We start from the raw sequence: 15,269 nt of genomic DNA on the forward strand, positions 1-15,269 counted from the left end.
CCGGTTCGAACCGGGGTCACCGACCGACGTGTCCGAACCGATTCAGACCGGTTCGAGTCCGGCGTCGCGGCGCAGCGTGTTGATGTACGTCCGGAAGCCGGTTTCGAGATCGTAGTCGGGGTCGTAGCCGATATCGTCCTGGATCGCCGTCATGTCGAGGCACTGGGTCCAGGGGAGTTCGCCGTCGTCGCTGACCGTGAGGTCCGCGTCGGGAACGATCTCCCTGACCGTCTCGACGGCTTCGCGGATCGTCGCGACCGTGCCGCGGACGTTGTAGACGCGTCGGGAGAGGGCCGACTCGTCGGCGAAGGCGGCCAGGCGGAACGCCTGGGCGATGTCCTCGACGTACTGCCAGTCGATGACCTGATCGCCGTACTCCACGCTGAAGGACTCCCCGAGGGCGGGTTTCTCGATGATGTTCGCCAGGAAGGCGGAGCCGCCGGTCTCTCGGTACGGTCCGTACGCCACCGTCGGCCGCAGCGCGACGTGGTCGAGGCCGTAGTCCTCGTGGTAGACGCGAGCCTGGTGCTCGTTGTACTCCTTCGTCGCGCCGTAGAGCGTGTCGGGATAGACGAGGTCGTCCTCCGTGACCCAGTCGTCGTCGTAGTTCGCCGGCGGGGCGAAGACCGCGGCCGAGGAGGCCCACGCGACGCGTTCGACCTGGTCGTCGAGCGTGCGGGCGGCTTCGAAGACGTTGTTCGTCCCCATGACGTTGACGTCGATCGCCGAGCGCGGATGCTCCCGGGCCGTCGTCGTCAACATCGCGGCGAGGTGGACGATCCGGGTCGACCCCGTTTCGCGAACGGTCCGGACGACGTCGGTCGGGTCGCTCACGTCACCGCGGACGACCTCGACGTCGTCGGCGACGTCCAGCTTCTCGAGAATCTGCGTATCGGTCGAGAGATCGTACGCAACGACGTCGTGACCGTGCTCGAGGAGGTCGGCGCAGACGTACGAGCCGATGAAGCCGGTGCCCCCGGTGACGAGTACAGTTTCGTCGGACATTCGTCCGAGAAAATCCGCTCCACCGTAAAAAGTGTATCCAGATTGGACCGCCGACGGCACGGGACGATAGTACCGCGTCCACGATACCGCCCGACTTGGTATCGGGCTGGTTACTCGTGGAGGCCGCCGACCTCCTCGTAGAACGAGGAGGTCAGTTCCGTTTCCATCGCTTCGTCGCGGTCGATGCGGACGTCGATGACGGTCGGCACGTCGCGGCGCTCCTTCGCGGCGACGAGCGCCGTCGCGAGGGCGTCGGGGTCGGTGACGCGCTCGCCGACGGCGCCGAACGCCTCGGCGACGCGGACGAAGTCGGTGTCGTGGAACTCGACGCCGGCGATGTCACCGTCCGCCTCCTGCATCTGGCGGACCATCCCAAGACTCGTGTCGTTGAGGACGACGAAGGTGGGCGCGACGCCGTACTCGACGGCGGTCTCGACGGAGTTCATCGTCATCGCGAAGCCGCCGTCGCCCGCGACGGAGATCACGTCGCGATCGGTCGTTAGCGCCGCGCTCACGCCCGCCGGCACCGACCAGCCCATCCCGCCGACGCCGCCGCTCCCGAAGTAGGTGCGAACGCCCGGCGTCTGGAGGTAGTTGAGCAGCCAGAATCGGTTGTTCCCGGAGTCGGCGGTGACGATGGTGCCGGCGTCGACGACGGCCTCGATCTCTTTGACCGCTCGCTGCGGTTTGATCGGCGACGCGTCGGAATCGCAGGCTGGCGCGTGGAAGTCCTCGCTGGCGTCTGCAGCGCGGTCGCGCGCCGCCTCGGGCTCCGCGCCCGCATCGTCGTCAGCGCGCTCGGCGAGCCCCGCGAGCGCGTGGGTCGCGTCGCCGACGAGGCCGACGTCGGCGGGGTAGACCCAGCCGGCGTTTCGGGCGTCGATGTCGGCGTGGACGATCGTCTGTTCGTCCGGGCGGATGAACGACGGGGCCTGCCAGTTGGTGTCCATCGGGTTGAGTCGGCAGCCGACCACGCAGAGGACGTCCGCGTCGCTGACCAGCTGGTTCGCGCCTTCGTGGCTGAACGAGCCGATGACGCCGCCGGCCAGCTCGTGCGTCTCGGGGATCGTCGACTTGCCGAGGTAGGAGGTGACGACGACGGCGTCGTACGCGTCGGCGGTCGCCTGCAGTTCGTCGTAGGCCTGGGCCGCGTGGACGCCGTTGCCCGCGACGATGACCGGGCGCTCGGCGTCCGCGAGCGCGGCGGCCGCCTCGTCGAGGTCGCCCGCGGCCGGAGCGGATTTCCAGGTCTCGACCTGCGCTGTGGCGTCCCAGACGGGCGGCGTCGCGTCCCCGGTGAGTTCCTCGTGGACGGCGTCGCCGTCGAGGATGACGGCGGTCGGTCCCGGTCGGCCCGCGACGGCGTGTTTGAACGCGAGCTGGAGGCTGCGGATCGTCTCCGGCCCCGAGCGGGGGAACCAGTGTTCCTTGGTGATCGAATCGAGGATGTTCGGCAGGTCGAGCCCGCCGTAGTCGCCGCGCGATTGCTGGTACGGGGCGAGCGTCGAGTACTGCCCGCGCTCGGAGGCCTCCGTGATGACGACCATCGGGGAGGAGGACAGTCGCGCTTCCATCTGACCGATCGCCCCGAGACTGCCGATCCAGGGCCCCTGTCCGGTGAGCACGCCGGGTCCCTGCGTGAGGCGCCCGTGGACTTCGGCCATGACGCTTGCCTCCCGTTCGTCGCGCGGGCGCACGAGCGTGATCGACGAGTCGGGCAGTTCGTCGAGCACCTCGATGACGCGACCGCCCGGGTAGCCGAAGACGTACTCGACGTCCAGCGCTTCGAGCGTCTCGACGATGGCTTCGGTCGTCTTGGTCATCGACTCGCCACCTCCGTCACGCCATCGGCACGGTCGTCGTGTCTCGTCCTACCAGCTCCGGTGGTCGACGGATTGTGGCGTCCCGTCTCTCCCATCCCGATAGTCGAAGGGCTCACTCCCCACAACGGATGCATACCCGTACTCGATTGTACGGGGCCTTTGCTCTATTGATGCCGGATCAAAACGACCCGGAACGAAACGGGTGGCGCGCGACGTGGAGGGTCAGACGTGTCTCCGCTGTCGGTCGAACGGTCCGCTGCCCCGACGACCGAACGGTAGGCTTTTTGGCCGGTCGCGCGACCGAATCGACTAGCGATGACGTTCCACGAACGCGACTACATGGAGGGGACCCTGGGGACGCAGGCGGTCGACTGGGAGGGTCGCATCGACACTCGGCGGCTGCGCGAGGATCGTAAAGAACGCGCCCTGGAGCGCTTGCAGGAGACCGAGCTCGGCGCGATGCTGCTGGTTTCGGATCCGAACATCCGCTACGTCACCGGACTCGCGATGACCGGCGGGAGCGGCGCGGACCACTACACGCTCCTGACCGAGGAGGGCGACGTCGTCCACTGGGACACGGCGGATCACGCGAGCAACCAGCGTGCGAACTGTCCGTGGCTGCAGGACGTCCGGTACGCCTGTCCCGGACTCGGCAACGTCCCGCGGGCGTCGGGCAGCGACTCCGCGCGGCGGTTCTTGCTCTCGAAGATGGTCGAGACGGTGACGACCGCCATGGACGAGTACGGCGTCGCGAACGAGACGCTCGGCCTCGACGTCGGCAACTCGGGTCTGGTCTCCGGATTCGAAGACGCGGGCGTCGAGGTCGACGTCGAGACCTGCAACGCCGTCATGGAGGACGCACGGAAGGTGAAAACCGAGGACGAGATAGAATGTCTGCGGATGGTGGCGGCGATCTGCGAGGCGGGGTTCCAGACGATTACGGAGACCGCCCGTCCGGGGAAGCGCGAGACGGAAGTCTGGGGCGAGGCCGTCTCCGAACTCTGGCGCCACGGCGCGTTCGTCGGCGGCGGCTACCTCACCTCGGGGCCGAACACCTGGCCCAAGCACCAGGCAAACACCACGGACCGGATGATCCGCCCGGGCGACCTGGTCTACGCCGATATGTACAATATCGGCTACCTCGGCTACCGCTCGTGTTACTACCGCACGTTCTCCATGGGCGAGCCGACTCGGGCCCAGCAGGATGCCTACGAAACCGCCCGCGATAACCTCTACGACGTCCTCGAACGGATCGAGCCCGGGGCGACGACCGACGAGATCGCGCAGGGGTTTCCGGACATGGCGGGCGAGCACGCGGACTTCTACGACGCCGACGAGCACTGGCAGCTGACGACCAACCACTGGGCCCACGGCCTCGGCCTCCAGCTCTACGAGGTGCCGCTCATCTGGCGCGGCCTCTCGCCCGACCATCCCATCGAGATCGAGGAGGGGATGACGATGGCCGTCGAGACCCAGGAACCCGCCGACCGCCAGGGCGTCCGCGTCGAGGAGATGGTCGTCGTCCGCGAGAACGGCGTCGAGATCCTCAGCCAGTGGCCCGTCGAGGAGATCACGGCGATCGACTACTGAGATCCGGGCGCCGGACACGCACGGCGTCGGCGGTCCGGATCGTCTCGGTCCGGTCGTCGACCGGTTCCACGGGCTGACGCTCACCGGATGGGAAACGTATTATGGCCGCCGCCGGTTTGTTCGCGTATGCAACTCGGCACCGGGCTCTTTACCGCACAGCGCCGACCGGACGACGATCGCCCGTCGAGTGCGATCTACGACGAGATCCTGTCCCTCGCGGAGACGATCGAAGACGTCGGCCTCGACAGCGCGTGGGTCTCCGAACACCACTTCCTCGAGGACGAGTACCTCTCGGGCACGCTGCCGACCCTCGGCGCGATGGCCGCGGCCACCGACGAGATCGAGATCGGCTCCTGCGTCGCGCTCGGGCCGCTGTACGATCCGATCCACCTGGCCGAGGACGCCGCGACGGTCGATCTCCTCTCGGGCGGCCGGAGCACCCTCGGACTGGCGATCGGATCGAACCCCCGCGAGTTCGACGTCTTCGGCGTCCCTCGCGCGGAACGAGCCGAGCGCCTGGCCGACCTCGTTCCCTTCCTGCGTGGCGCCTGGAGCGAGGGCGAACTCGACTACGAGTCAGAGTTCCACGACGTGCCGACTGACGTTTCGATCACGCCGAAACCGGACGACGGCCACGTCCCGCTGATGCTCGGCGGGGCCTCGAAACCGGCCGTCCGGCGCGCTGCCAGGACCGCCGAGGGCTGGTGTGCACCCTCATCGCTGTCGGTCGAGGGCGTTCGCAAGCGCGTCGAGGACATCAGGAGCGTCCGCGACGACGAAGGGATCGAGGGCGACTTCACGATATACGTCCTCCAGCACGGCTGGGTCGACGACTCGCGCGAGGAAGCCTGGGAGGCAATGCGCGAGGGCTATCTCTTCATCCAGCGTCGCTACGCGGAGATTTTCTCCGGCGAACCCGTGGCCGAACTCGACGACGAGCGCAAACGGGAGCTGAAAGAGCAGGCCATCTTCGGGACGCCCGACCAGGTGACCGAGGAACTCGAGGCCTACCGGGATGCGCTCGGCGACGACATCCACTTCATTTTCCGGACGTACCATCCGGGCACCGGGACCGAGGCGCTGACAGAGTGCGTGACCCGTCTGGGTGAGGACGTCGCGCCGAACCTGTGATGGAAGGGGTTTCGGACGGACCGCGAGTGCTTTCGGCCCCTTCGAGCCGCCGACGTCGACCGGCTGATCGAAGAGCTCTGGCTCCCGTTCGCGCGTGAAATGGCCGAGCTCGACCCGTACAACGCCCTCGCCGAGGACGTCCGGGCGGACGCCCGCGCCTACCGACAGTCGAACCTTGAAGATCCCGAAACGGCAACGTTCATCGCGACGGACGAGGACGAATTCGCGGGCTCCACGGTGATACGGGTCGACGAATCGCCGCCGGTGTTTGCTCGTGACCGCGAAGCGACGATCGGAGAGGTCTACGTCTCCCCAGACCACCGCGGGTCGGGCATCGCGACGGCGCTCATGGATCGCGCGGAATCGTGGGCCGACTCCCGGGACTGCGAGTACGCGACGCTCTCGGTCGACGAACGCAACGGGACCGCCCGGGCCTGCTACGAATCGTGCGGATACGAGGTCCGACGCTACAAGATGGACAAGCGACTCGACGGGCGATCGTCGTAACCGGGTCGTCGCCGAGCGGCCCTCGGCGGTCGACCGGCCGTTCGGGGACGCCCGCCCTCGAATCGACTGGTTGACCCGCTCGGTCTCTTCCACCGACGGAGGCTCCCGGCGTCGCCGGTTTCGAGTCCGGAGCGGGAGCGATCACTCTCGAGTGCTGTCGATGCCTCCCCGTTTCGAGCCCAATATCTTCTAGCGTGGCCTTAGGGCGATCGGCGTGGAGATAACTGATGGGTCGCACCCGGCGCGGCACGTCAGCGGTAGACACTCCACTACACCTCGTTTGCGAACCCACCGTCCCGCGATCGCCGTGGAACGACCGACCCGACGTCCCGTCGTCCGAGCGGTCCCTGCTGAGGCCGACGCCCTCCGAGCCGGCTGTTCCGACCACCGTGGGACACTGCTACCCGGATCAGGCGCTCACGGGGAGTACCGAGTCGAAGACTTTTCGCTCGGCTTTGCGCAGGTGCTGGTGGAACGTCGACGGGGCGATGTCGAGCGACGATGCGACCTCCTCGCCGGAAACGTCTCGCGGCCACTCGAAGAACCCCTCGTAGTAGGCCGTCTCCAGACTGCGTCGTTGCTGCTTTGTGAGGTCGATTCCCGGCCCGGCGCCGGTGCCGTTCGAACCGTCGGGCGAGCGGGTTCACTGCGTTCGACGCAGGAGTTCGATCTCGGGCCGGATGGATTCCATCGCGTACACGAACGCCCTGACGTCGACGTGGGGCGAGAGCTGGACCGTCAGCTGGATGGCGCCGTCCTCGACGACCGCCTCCTCGACGTACCCGCCCCGGCTGGCGATCGTCGAGAGGATCGTCGGCTCCGAGAGGCGCACCCCGAATCGAATCGTCTCGTCCGATCGCCGAATCGTGAGATCGTACCAGTCCGGGGCGGACTCGGCGAGCGCTTCGAGGGACGAAACGCCGTCCGGCGTCACCGTTCCGTAGACCGAGAACTCGTCCGCCGCGCGCTGGACGACGTTTTCGACCGTGATCGATCCCGCCATGTCGATGTCGGCGTCGACGGTTCGGAACGCGTTCGGGAGGCGAAATTCGAGTTCGACGACCTCGTCGCTCACGAGCGCCTGCTTTCGTTCGGTCGCCGCGATCGCGTGGCCGATCACCTCGCCGATCAGTTCGACGACGGCGCGCTCCTCGTCGGCGAACGCTTGCTGCCGATCGGCGTAGACGTTGAGAACGCCGTAGACCGTCTCCTCGTGGACGATCGGGATGGCGGCCGAAGCGCGGAAGTCGTGCGTGGCCGCGTGATCGCGCCACGGGCCGTAGCGCTCGTCCGCGTCGACGTCGCGGGTCACCTGGACGGTCCCCGTTCGGAACGCCCGCCCCGTCGGACCCGCGCTGTGCGCGTCGTCCGGATCGATCGAGATGATCGTCCCGTCGAGGTAATCCTCGACGCCGGCTTCCGCGCGCATCGTTACCGTCCCGGTGTCGAGATCGGCGTCGCCGACCCAGGCGAACTCGTAACTCTCCGCGTCGGCGAGTCGTTCGACGACCGTGCGCTCGATCTCCTCGCGCGTCGACTGGTCGATGATGGCGTTCGTGAGGTCGCGGACGACCTCGTTCAGCCCGTTGATCGCTTCCAGTCGCTCTCGCCGTTCGAGGAGTTCGCGCTCGTAGCCGTTCCGGTCGATCGCCGAGGCGAGGATCGCTGCGACGGCCCGGACGAAGCTGGCGTCGTTCTCGCTGATCGATCGCTCCTCGGTGTCGTGCACGCCGAGAATGCCCCAAGGGTCGTCCGACTGGCCGATGACGACGCTGATGCCGCTTTCGACGTCGTGATCGGTGAGCAGGGCGGGTCCGCTGAAGCGCTCCTCGTCGGCCAGCGATTCGACCACGACCGGTTCGTCCGTCGCGAGCGTGTAGGCCGCCTGCGACTCGTTCGCCGTCGCCGAGACCGTCGCCTCGCCGACGATCCCCTCGTCCCAGCCGACGCCCTGGCGCAACAGGAGTTCGTCGTCGTCCGCCCGCAGGTCCAGAACCTTGCAGTACTCGTTATCGAGGGTCTCGGCGACCGCCTCCGCCGCATCCGCGAGCAACGCGTCCAGGTCGTGTACGTCGAGGGCGCGCTGGCCGAGCCGAGCGATCACGTCCTGCTGTTCGACGCGCTTTCGGAGGCGGCGTTCGCGGCGTTTTCGCGCCGAGACGTCGCGCACGTACACCGAGACGCCGGATTCGGACGGGTAGATCGTGTACTCGAACCAGGTTTCCGACGGACCGTACTGCTCTTCCTCGACGATCGGTTCCTGCCGGGCGCGCGCTCGTTCGAGGGCCGCGTCGAACGTCTCCGTCACGTCGACAGCCTCCTCGAGTGGCACTCCTTGCACCTCGGCGTCCACGTCGAGCAGTGACTTCGCCTGCGCGTTCGCGTACGTCAACCGCCGGTCCTCGTCGAGTCCGTAGACGCCGTCCGAGATTCGCGAGAAGACCGCCTCGAGTTCGCGCTCGAGTTCGTCTCGCTGCCGCTGGAAGCGTTCGGCCCGATCCTCGAGTTCGCGTTCGTAGTTGCGTCGGTCCGTCATATCGCGGGTCACTTTCGTATAGCCTTGCAAGGTCCCGTCCGGCGCTCGAATCGCCGTGATCGTGACGTTCGCCCAGAACCGACTCCCGTCGGCGCGGACGCGCCAGCCCTCGTCCTCGATCGATCCCTCGCGGGCAGCTGCCGCCAGGTTTCGCTCCGGGACGTCGTCGGCGACGGCCTCGTCGGTGTAGAAGGTCTCGATGTGTCGACCCACGATCTCGTCCGCGGCGTAGCCTTTGATCCGCTCGGCGCCGGCGTTCCAACTCTCGACGCGGCCGTCCGGATCGAGGGTAAAGATCGCGTACTCCGTAACGGCCTCGACGAACCGGTCGAACTGCGTCGCGGTATTCGAAACCTGACAGTTTCGGTGGGCGTCGGTCGATTCGCGCGACTCGCCCCGTTCCCGGGGCGTGGACCACCAGACGCGGGCGCTCGCTCCAACTTTCTTCGTCTCGATGACGTCCCGATCCGCGAGGCGTTCGAGTCGCTCGTAGGCCGACCGGCGACCGACGTCGAGCCGCTGGGCGACCTCGACGGTCGTCAGCGGTTCCGTGCTCCCGTCGAACGCGGTGAGCGTCTCCCGGAGCGCCTCGGTAAGCGACGGGTTGTTCATGACCGGTCCGACGAACGGGTCGTCCGTTAACCCTCCGCCGGCGGACGCAGGGACGGTCACGAATTCGGACGGTCGTTTCAGCCACACCCGTGCCGACCGAATCGATCGGGGTGCCGACGACGGTCACGCGAACCGCCCCCAATCGTTGGGGCTTTCCGCTTAGGGTCACCGCCATCGTTGTTCGTAATACGAAATTGGTCCCCGTACCACCGGATTGACCCGAACGGTACTGTCAGACGACCCACCGACGATCCATCGACATGACACAGGCACAACCCCAACCGACGATCGAACTCGCTGCACGGACCGACCTCGACGAATCCGAACGCCACCGACTGCTCTCCTCCGAGCGTCGGCGTCGCGTGCTCGCGATCCTGTCGAATCGAACCGCCCCGATCTCCTGTTCGGCACTGGCGAACCTGCTCGCCGTCGCCGAACACGGCCGGGCGGACCCGCCGGACGAAGCGCTGCGGACGGTGCGAATCTCGCTCCACCACTGTCACTTGCCCGTGATGGACGAACTCGGCGTCGTCGACTACGACCCGACGACCACCCTGGTCGAAAGCCGGTCGCTCTGAGCCACCCTCGGTATCGGTCGAGGCCTCCCGTCACGTTCAGCGGTGACGGGACGCGTGAAGAGAATTCGAGATGACTCCGTGGGTGGAGACGGACGGACTATCCGGTCTTGTAGACGCCGCGGGCGTCCGCGATGAGCGATCCGACGGCTGCGCCGTCTTCTCGAGACTCCGATGGAGTCTCGCCGTCGTCCGCCGCATAGACGTCCACGTCGACGACGCCGACGTCGCCGCCCTGCCGAACGACGTCCGCCTCCGCGTAGAGGTCGCCGGTGCCCGCGTTCAGGTAGTCGATGCGCATGTCGATCGTCGGCACCGGTTGATCGACCAGCGAGACCAGCGCCGCGCCGCCGACTGTATCGGCGAGCGTGAACGTGACGCCGCCGTGGGCCATCAGCCGATCCTCGTTCCAGGAGAGTTCCTCGGTCATCTCCAGTTCGCCTTCGGCGTGGCCATCCGCACACTCGGTGACCTCGATTCCGAGCAACGACGCGAACGGCATCCCCTCGAAGAACGCTTGCGTGTCCATACTTGCAGGTATCGACGGCTAACTCATAAAAGGAATAGAAACGGTTCGAAATCCGTCGCCATCAGTGGTCGGCGTCGAGTGACCTACTCGAACTTTTCGAAGGGCTGCTCGCAGGCGTTACAGAAGTGCATGGAGCGACAGAGCGACGGCCCCTTCGGGTGCTCGCGCTCGGTCTCCGTCGAACCGCAGTACGGACACTCGGCGCCCGATTCCTCCCCGCTCGTCGATACGCTCGGATCGAACCCTCTCATGGTTAGACGCTCAGTCCGAATTCTCGCAGGGCTTCCGTGCCCGATTCCGTGACCAGTTCGACGGACCACTCCGGGCTCCAGACCAGCCGGAGATCGACGTCGTCGACGCCCTCGACGGACTCGACGGCCTCCCTGACGTCGTCCTGGAGCATATCGCGCGCGGGACAGCCGCTGTAGGTCAGCGTCATGTCGACGTGGACGGTTCCGTCGGCCACCGCGACGTCGTAGATCAAACCCAGGTCGACGATGCTGACGGGCATCTCCGGGTCTTCGACCGCGTAGAGGGCGTCCCAGACGTCGGCTTCGAGCCCGGTGGCGTCGGCGCCGGTCGCGGGCAGGTCGTCGATTGCGGGGCCCTCGCGGTACTCGGTGTAGGCGCAGGGCGTCGCGTCGGTCTCGGGGTGGGTTTCGGGTGTCATGTTCGGAGTGTCGTGTGCGCGAGTTCGCCGCCGGTCGTTCGTCATTCGGGGCGGTCCATGATCGTCGTGGCGTCGTCGCGGCCGAGTTCGCGGTAGGTGTGGGTGAACTCCTCGTAGAGAGCGTGCCAGTGGTCGGTGTGGGTCCCGTCGCGGCCGGTCGCGTCGGGCAGAAGCTCGTCTGTGATCTCGCCGTCGGCCGGCACCGGCGTCCGGAGCCCGTGGGATTCGAGCGTCGGGACGACGCGGTCGAGCCAGCGTTCGCCGAGCGTGGCGAGCGAGTCGGTGCGGTAGCCCTCGTCGACGATCGTCTCCTCGACGGCCGCGGCGTCGGGGAGCGCGTCGGCGTCCGCGTAGTCGGCTCCCGGTCCGTCCCCGTCGACGGTCTCGGCACCGAACGGGACGGGTTCGGCCGGGACGAACAGGGCCAGGGCGTGCGGAAAGAGCCGGTCGACGGCGGCCTGGAGGTGGTCGGATCCCGCTTCGCCGTCGGCCAGCCGCTCGAGCCAGTTCTCGGCGTGTTCGGTGTGGTAGCCCTCCTCGCGCTGGATCTTGCCCACTCGGTCCGCGATACCGGGGTAGCTCGACCCCTCGAGGGCTTCGAGACGAAGCCCCTCCGCGACGTCGAAGCAGTACGAGCGGACGATCGCGTCCGCCCACTCGCCCTCGGGGAACGGCAGTTCCGCGAGGGCGGCGTGGCGGAATGACGCGGGGTCGCGCTCCCATAGGAGGTCGGTCTCGTCGTAGCCCAGGTCCTCGAGCAGGTCGTACCAGAGGCGCGCGTGGCCGAGTTCGTCCTGGGCGATGTTCGCGAGCGCGAGGTCGGATTCGAGCGTGGGCGCGTGGACCTGCCACTCGGTGTAGCGCTCGGCGAGGACGAACTCGTCGTCGGCCAGCGCGCGGAGTTCGGTCTCCAGCGCGAGGCGCTGGTCGGCCGTCAGTTCGGTCTCGGCGGTCGCCATCAGTCGTCACCCCCTCGCCGTTTCTCGGCCTCGGACTGTTCGCGCTCGGACTCGATGACCTCCTTGGCGTGTTCGGTGCTGGAGGTGTAGGCCATCGCCCAGCGGTAGGATTTGTCGGTCGTGCCGCCGAAGGCGACCTCGTCGGCGTCCACTTCACCTACTTCCGCCTGGGGGACGACCCAGAGGCTCTCGGTCGGCTTGCGCCGGCCGTGCTGGATGACCGCGAACTGCTTTGCCATCTCGCGGTCGGGCGCGTGGACGTTCCCGCAGTGGGTGTGGTAGTCGCCGGCTTTCTCCTGGCGGAAGACTTCCCAGATCATGGTCAGTCAGCAGCCGGGGCCGCTTGGCCTCCGGGCAGGTTGGCGTCGCCGTCGATCGTGTCGCGGACCCAGTCGACGGCCTCCTGGGCGGCCTTGCGCGCGTCGATCTGACCCTTGCCGGGTTCGTACTCGTTCTTCGAGACGGTGAAGAACTCGTCCCAGTCGAGGTCGTCTTCCTCGACGTCGTACTTGCCGTCGCCGAGTTCGCGGATTCGCGGGTACTCCGGAATCTCGAGGCCGTAGGCCTTGGCCTTCGGGACGTAGGCGTCGAGGAAGGCGTCTCGCAGCTCGTCGTTGGTCTTCTGCTTGAGTCCGACTTCGGCCGAGAAGTCGTGGTGGGTCGACTGGTCGTCGGTCGGGCCGAAGAACTGGATGATGCGGGGCCACCACTCCTCGAACGCGTCCTGGAGCATCCGCTGTTCCTTGCGCGAACCCGTCGCCATGCGGGCCATGATGTCCTCGCCGTGCTTGACGTGAAAGCCCTCCTCGAAGCACACCTTGTCCATCGCGTGCGCGTAAGGTTCCCAGCTCGAGGACTTCAGCGTCGCCTGCCGGCGCATCGCCGCGCCGTCGACGAAGAAGGCGATCATCGGCACCTCGGCCCACGACTCCATCGGATAGTGGAAACAGTTGAGGAACTTGCCCTCCCCGTTGGCCAGTTCGTCCAGCATCTCCTCGCGCGTCTTGATGCCCAGCGACTCCGCCGCGCGGTAGAGCAGCTGTCCGTGGCCGATCTCGTCCTGAACCTTCGCGGAGAAGGCCAGCTTGCGGTCGATCGACGGCGCCTGGCGGATGAACGGCTTCTCCAGGTACGCCCCCATAATCTCGCTGTTGGCGTGGAACTGGATCATCCGCGTCGCCGCCTCGCGGTACTCCTCGGGCATGTCGTCGGCGGGCGAGAACGCCCGCGGCGCCGCCCGCTCTTTGACGGTTTCGACGTCCATTGCTAGGCCTAGCTACTGGTGCCGTCCCGTAAGCAATTCTCCCGTGTATATACGGGTTTTAAATATTACCGGGGCCGGTCACCGAACCGTTGTCGTTCCGAGCCGATCCCGGAGCGTCGTGACGATCGCGGCCCGTCGACAGACGCGAGGGGGAACGAGATCGCTGCACCAGTTTTCGGTGCGGCCGACCGCGCGCCGGAGTACGAGTCGGTGAGCCGGTCAGTCGTCGGTGCCGGGCGCCTCCGCCAGATGCTCGAGCAAGTGGTCGTGGAGCGGGCCGTTCGATCCCAGAAGCGGCGCCCGGCCGTTGCGTTCCAGGGTGAACGGGTAGGGGTCGCCCGCGTCGTCGGTGATGGTCGCCCCCGCCTCGCGCGCGATCACGATGCCGGCGGCGACGTCCCAGGGGTAGGTGTCGTACTCCCAGATGGCGTCCGCGCTGCCGCTGGCGAGGTAACAGAGGTGCAAGGCGGCACAGCCCAGCCGGCGAACGCCGCGGGCTTCCTGGTAGAACCGGGTGAGGAACGAGCCGTCCGGGTCGTACCCCGACAGGAGCATGCTCTCGTCGAGGCGGGACCGGTCGGTCGTCCCCAGCGGCGTGCCGTCGGCGTAGGCGCCCTCGCCCGTGATCGCGCTGAACGTCTCGCCCGTTTCCGGGACGTGGACCACGCCGAGGACGGGCTCCGCGTCGGCCACGAGCGCGATCGAGACGGCGTAGTTCGGGTTCCCGTGGGCGAAGTTGCCCGTTCCGTCGAGCGGATCGACGACCCAGGTGTACGTCGGCCGGTCGGACGGCAACGCTTCGTCGAGGTCGGTCGTGTCGGCGGTGGTTCCGTCCTGATAGGATTCGATCCCGTCGGGGAGGTCAGCCGCACCGGCGGATCGCGTCGACGCCCGCTCGTCCGCGCCGGCGCTGCCCTCGCTCTCCTCCGAGACGATGGCGTGATCGGGAAACTCGTTGGCGATGACGGTCGAGATGATCCGGTCGGCCTGGTGGTCGGCCTCGGTGACGATGTCCGACTTGTCGGATTTGTACGTGATATCCTCGACGCGGCCGTGCAGTTCACACAGCGGTTCCGCCGCGCTGTGGGCGGCCTCGATCGCGATCCGACGGGCGCGTTCGAGCATGGACTCCGGTCGGGCCTCGGCGCGCCGGCTGAACCCCGCGGGCGGTTCCGCGTCCGCGTCGCGGATGGACCAGCCGAGTTTCTTCGCGATCGCGGTGAAAAAGCCGTACCCGTAGGAGGTACGGACGATGTGCGCGCGCGTGTCCGCGCCCGTGATCAGCACGTCGTCGTTCGGCTCGAGGACGGTGTGATCGCGCCCGCCGTCGACGGTGAGGTTCGTCTCGCCGCCAGCCTGGACGTGAATCTCGGCGGTCGACGCGCAGACGATCGGCCGCACGCCGAGGGCGTGGGTCTGTAAGGGAACCAGTTGCATCGCGTAGTTGTTCGCCGGGTAGTGCAGCGGCCCGTTGGCCGACAGCGAGACGCCGGTCGACCCCGTCGGCGTGGAGACGGCGAGGCCGGTCCCCTCGAACGTACCGACGTACTCGTCGTCGACCGCGACGTCGAGCGTCGTGACCTTGCGTCCGATGGGGCTCTCGGGCGGGACGTGCTCGATCATGACGTCGTTTATCCCCGTGCTTTCCATCCCCGGCGCCTCGATCGCGACCTGCTGGCGACTCTCGACCCGCGCCCGCCCGTGGATCGCCTCGTCGAGCGCCGCTTCCATGTCGTCGGGGTCGACCCTGGCGAGAAAGGAGAGCGTCCCCAGGTCGATGCCGAGCAACGGCACGTTCCGCGGCGCGAACGTCTTGATCCCCTCCAGGAAGGTGCCGTCACCGCCGAGCGTGACCCCGAGCGTCGCGCGGTTCTCGTCGTAGACCCTCGCGATGTCGTCACCGACGTCGACCGTCGAGAGCCCGATTCCCCGGTCGGTACACCACGCCTCCAGCCGTCCGAGCGCGCCGCCGGCGTCCGGACTGACGATCGCGATCACCTCGTCCGTCGTCGCCAGCCTGCGTCCCTGCATCCTGTCGTCTTGGGTGTGGAGGCTGTCGAATAAAGTA

14 protein-coding genes and 1 pseudogene are annotated in these 15,269 nt (G+C 67.5%); 4 read left to right on the plus strand and 11 right to left on the minus strand.

What is annotated here, in order from left to right; genetic code table 11:
* Positions 1–42 precede the first annotated feature (42 nt).
* Together MXA07_RS10870 and MXA07_RS10875 are read right to left on the minus strand one after the other, a co-directional pair.
* On the minus strand, positions 43–1,005 hold the full coding sequence (locus MXA07_RS10870; protein ID WP_247728627.1) for an NAD-dependent epimerase/dehydratase family protein: 963 nt from the start codon (positions 1,003–1,005) through the stop codon (positions 43–45).
* Positions 1,006–1,115: 110 nt separating this feature from the next.
* Positions 1,116–2,828 carry a thiamine pyrophosphate-binding protein gene (locus MXA07_RS10875; RefSeq protein ID WP_247728628.1) on the minus strand — a complete coding sequence of 571 codons (1,713 nt, stop codon included), beginning with the start codon at positions 2,826–2,828 and terminating at the stop codon, positions 1,116–1,118.
* 315 nt (positions 2,829–3,143) lie between these two features.
* Here MXA07_RS10875 and MXA07_RS10880 point away from each other — a divergent pair, with 315 nt between their 5' ends.
* From MXA07_RS10880 to MXA07_RS10890, 3 genes and pseudogenes are all read left to right on the plus strand, one after another.
* Positions 3,144–4,418: a M24 family metallopeptidase gene (locus MXA07_RS10880; protein ID WP_247728629.1), complete on the plus strand. Its 1,275-nt coding sequence runs from the start codon at positions 3,144–3,146 to the stop codon at positions 4,416–4,418.
* 126 nt (positions 4,419–4,544) lie between these two features.
* Positions 4,545–5,549, plus strand: a complete 1,005-nt coding sequence (locus tag MXA07_RS10885; protein ID WP_247728630.1) for an LLM class flavin-dependent oxidoreductase — start codon at positions 4,545–4,547, stop codon at positions 5,547–5,549.
* A 39-nt stretch (positions 5,550–5,588) separates the two neighbouring features.
* A pseudogene (locus tag MXA07_RS10890) lies at positions 5,589–6,056 on the plus strand (GNAT family N-acetyltransferase); the annotation flags it as partial.
* 409 nt (positions 6,057–6,465) lie between these two features.
* Here the strand turns inward: MXA07_RS10890 and MXA07_RS10895 are convergent.
* Positions 6,466–6,654 carry a helix-turn-helix domain-containing protein gene (locus tag MXA07_RS10895; RefSeq protein ID WP_282102553.1) on the minus strand — a complete coding sequence of 63 codons (189 nt, stop codon included), beginning with the start codon at positions 6,652–6,654 and terminating at the stop codon, positions 6,466–6,468.
* 45 nt (positions 6,655–6,699) lie between these two features.
* Complete coding sequence (locus MXA07_RS10900) at positions 6,700–9,204, minus strand: GAF domain-containing protein (RefSeq protein ID WP_247728631.1); 2,505 nt, start codon at positions 9,202–9,204, stop codon at positions 6,700–6,702.
* Positions 9,205–9,464: 260 nt separating this feature from the next.
* On the opposite strand from MXA07_RS10900, the gene MXA07_RS10905 reads away from it, so the two are divergent.
* Positions 9,465–9,782, plus strand: coding sequence for a DUF7344 domain-containing protein (locus MXA07_RS10905; RefSeq protein ID WP_247728632.1), 318 nt, complete (start codon positions 9,465–9,467; stop codon positions 9,780–9,782).
* Positions 9,783–9,879: 97 nt separating this feature from the next.
* Here the strand turns inward: MXA07_RS10905 and MXA07_RS10910 are convergent, their stop codons facing one another.
* From MXA07_RS10910 to MXA07_RS10940, 7 genes are all read right to left on the minus strand, one after another.
* Positions 9,880–10,308, minus strand: a complete 429-nt coding sequence (locus tag MXA07_RS10910) for a PaaI family thioesterase (protein ID WP_247728633.1) — start codon at positions 10,306–10,308, stop codon at positions 9,880–9,882.
* Positions 10,309–10,391: 83 nt separating this feature from the next.
* On the minus strand, positions 10,392–10,559 hold the full coding sequence (gene paaE, locus MXA07_RS10915; protein WP_247728634.1) for a 1,2-phenylacetyl-CoA epoxidase subunit PaaE: 168 nt from the start codon (positions 10,557–10,559) through the stop codon (positions 10,392–10,394).
* A 2-nt stretch (positions 10,560–10,561) separates the two neighbouring features.
* Positions 10,562–10,978, minus strand: a complete 417-nt coding sequence (gene paaD, locus MXA07_RS10920; RefSeq protein ID WP_247728635.1) for a 1,2-phenylacetyl-CoA epoxidase subunit PaaD — start codon at positions 10,976–10,978, stop codon at positions 10,562–10,564.
* A 41-nt stretch (positions 10,979–11,019) separates the two neighbouring features.
* The gene (paaC, locus tag MXA07_RS10925; protein WP_247728636.1) at positions 11,020–11,937 is read right to left on the minus strand and encodes a 1,2-phenylacetyl-CoA epoxidase subunit PaaC; all 918 of its coding nucleotides are present in this window, start codon (positions 11,935–11,937) and stop codon (positions 11,020–11,022) included.
* Positions 11,937–12,257: a 1,2-phenylacetyl-CoA epoxidase subunit PaaB gene (gene paaB, locus MXA07_RS10930; RefSeq protein WP_247728637.1), complete on the minus strand. Its 321-nt coding sequence runs from the start codon at positions 12,255–12,257 to the stop codon at positions 11,937–11,939. Before paaB ends, paaC begins: the two co-directional genes overlap by 1 nt.
* Before the next feature lie 2 nt (positions 12,258–12,259).
* A complete protein-coding gene (gene paaA, locus MXA07_RS10935; RefSeq protein WP_247728638.1) occupies positions 12,260–13,201 on the minus strand; it encodes a 1,2-phenylacetyl-CoA epoxidase subunit PaaA in 942 nt (313 codons plus the stop codon).
* 219 nt (positions 13,202–13,420) lie between these two features.
* Positions 13,421–15,232: an NAD(+)/NADH kinase gene (locus MXA07_RS10940; protein ID WP_247728639.1), complete on the minus strand. Its 1,812-nt coding sequence runs from the start codon at positions 15,230–15,232 to the stop codon at positions 13,421–13,423.
* Positions 15,233–15,269 lie beyond the last annotated feature (37 nt).

Source organism: Halovivax limisalsi (genome assembly GCF_023093535.1).
Lineage (GTDB): Archaea > Halobacteriota > Halobacteria > Halobacteriales > Natrialbaceae > Halovivax > Halovivax limisalsi.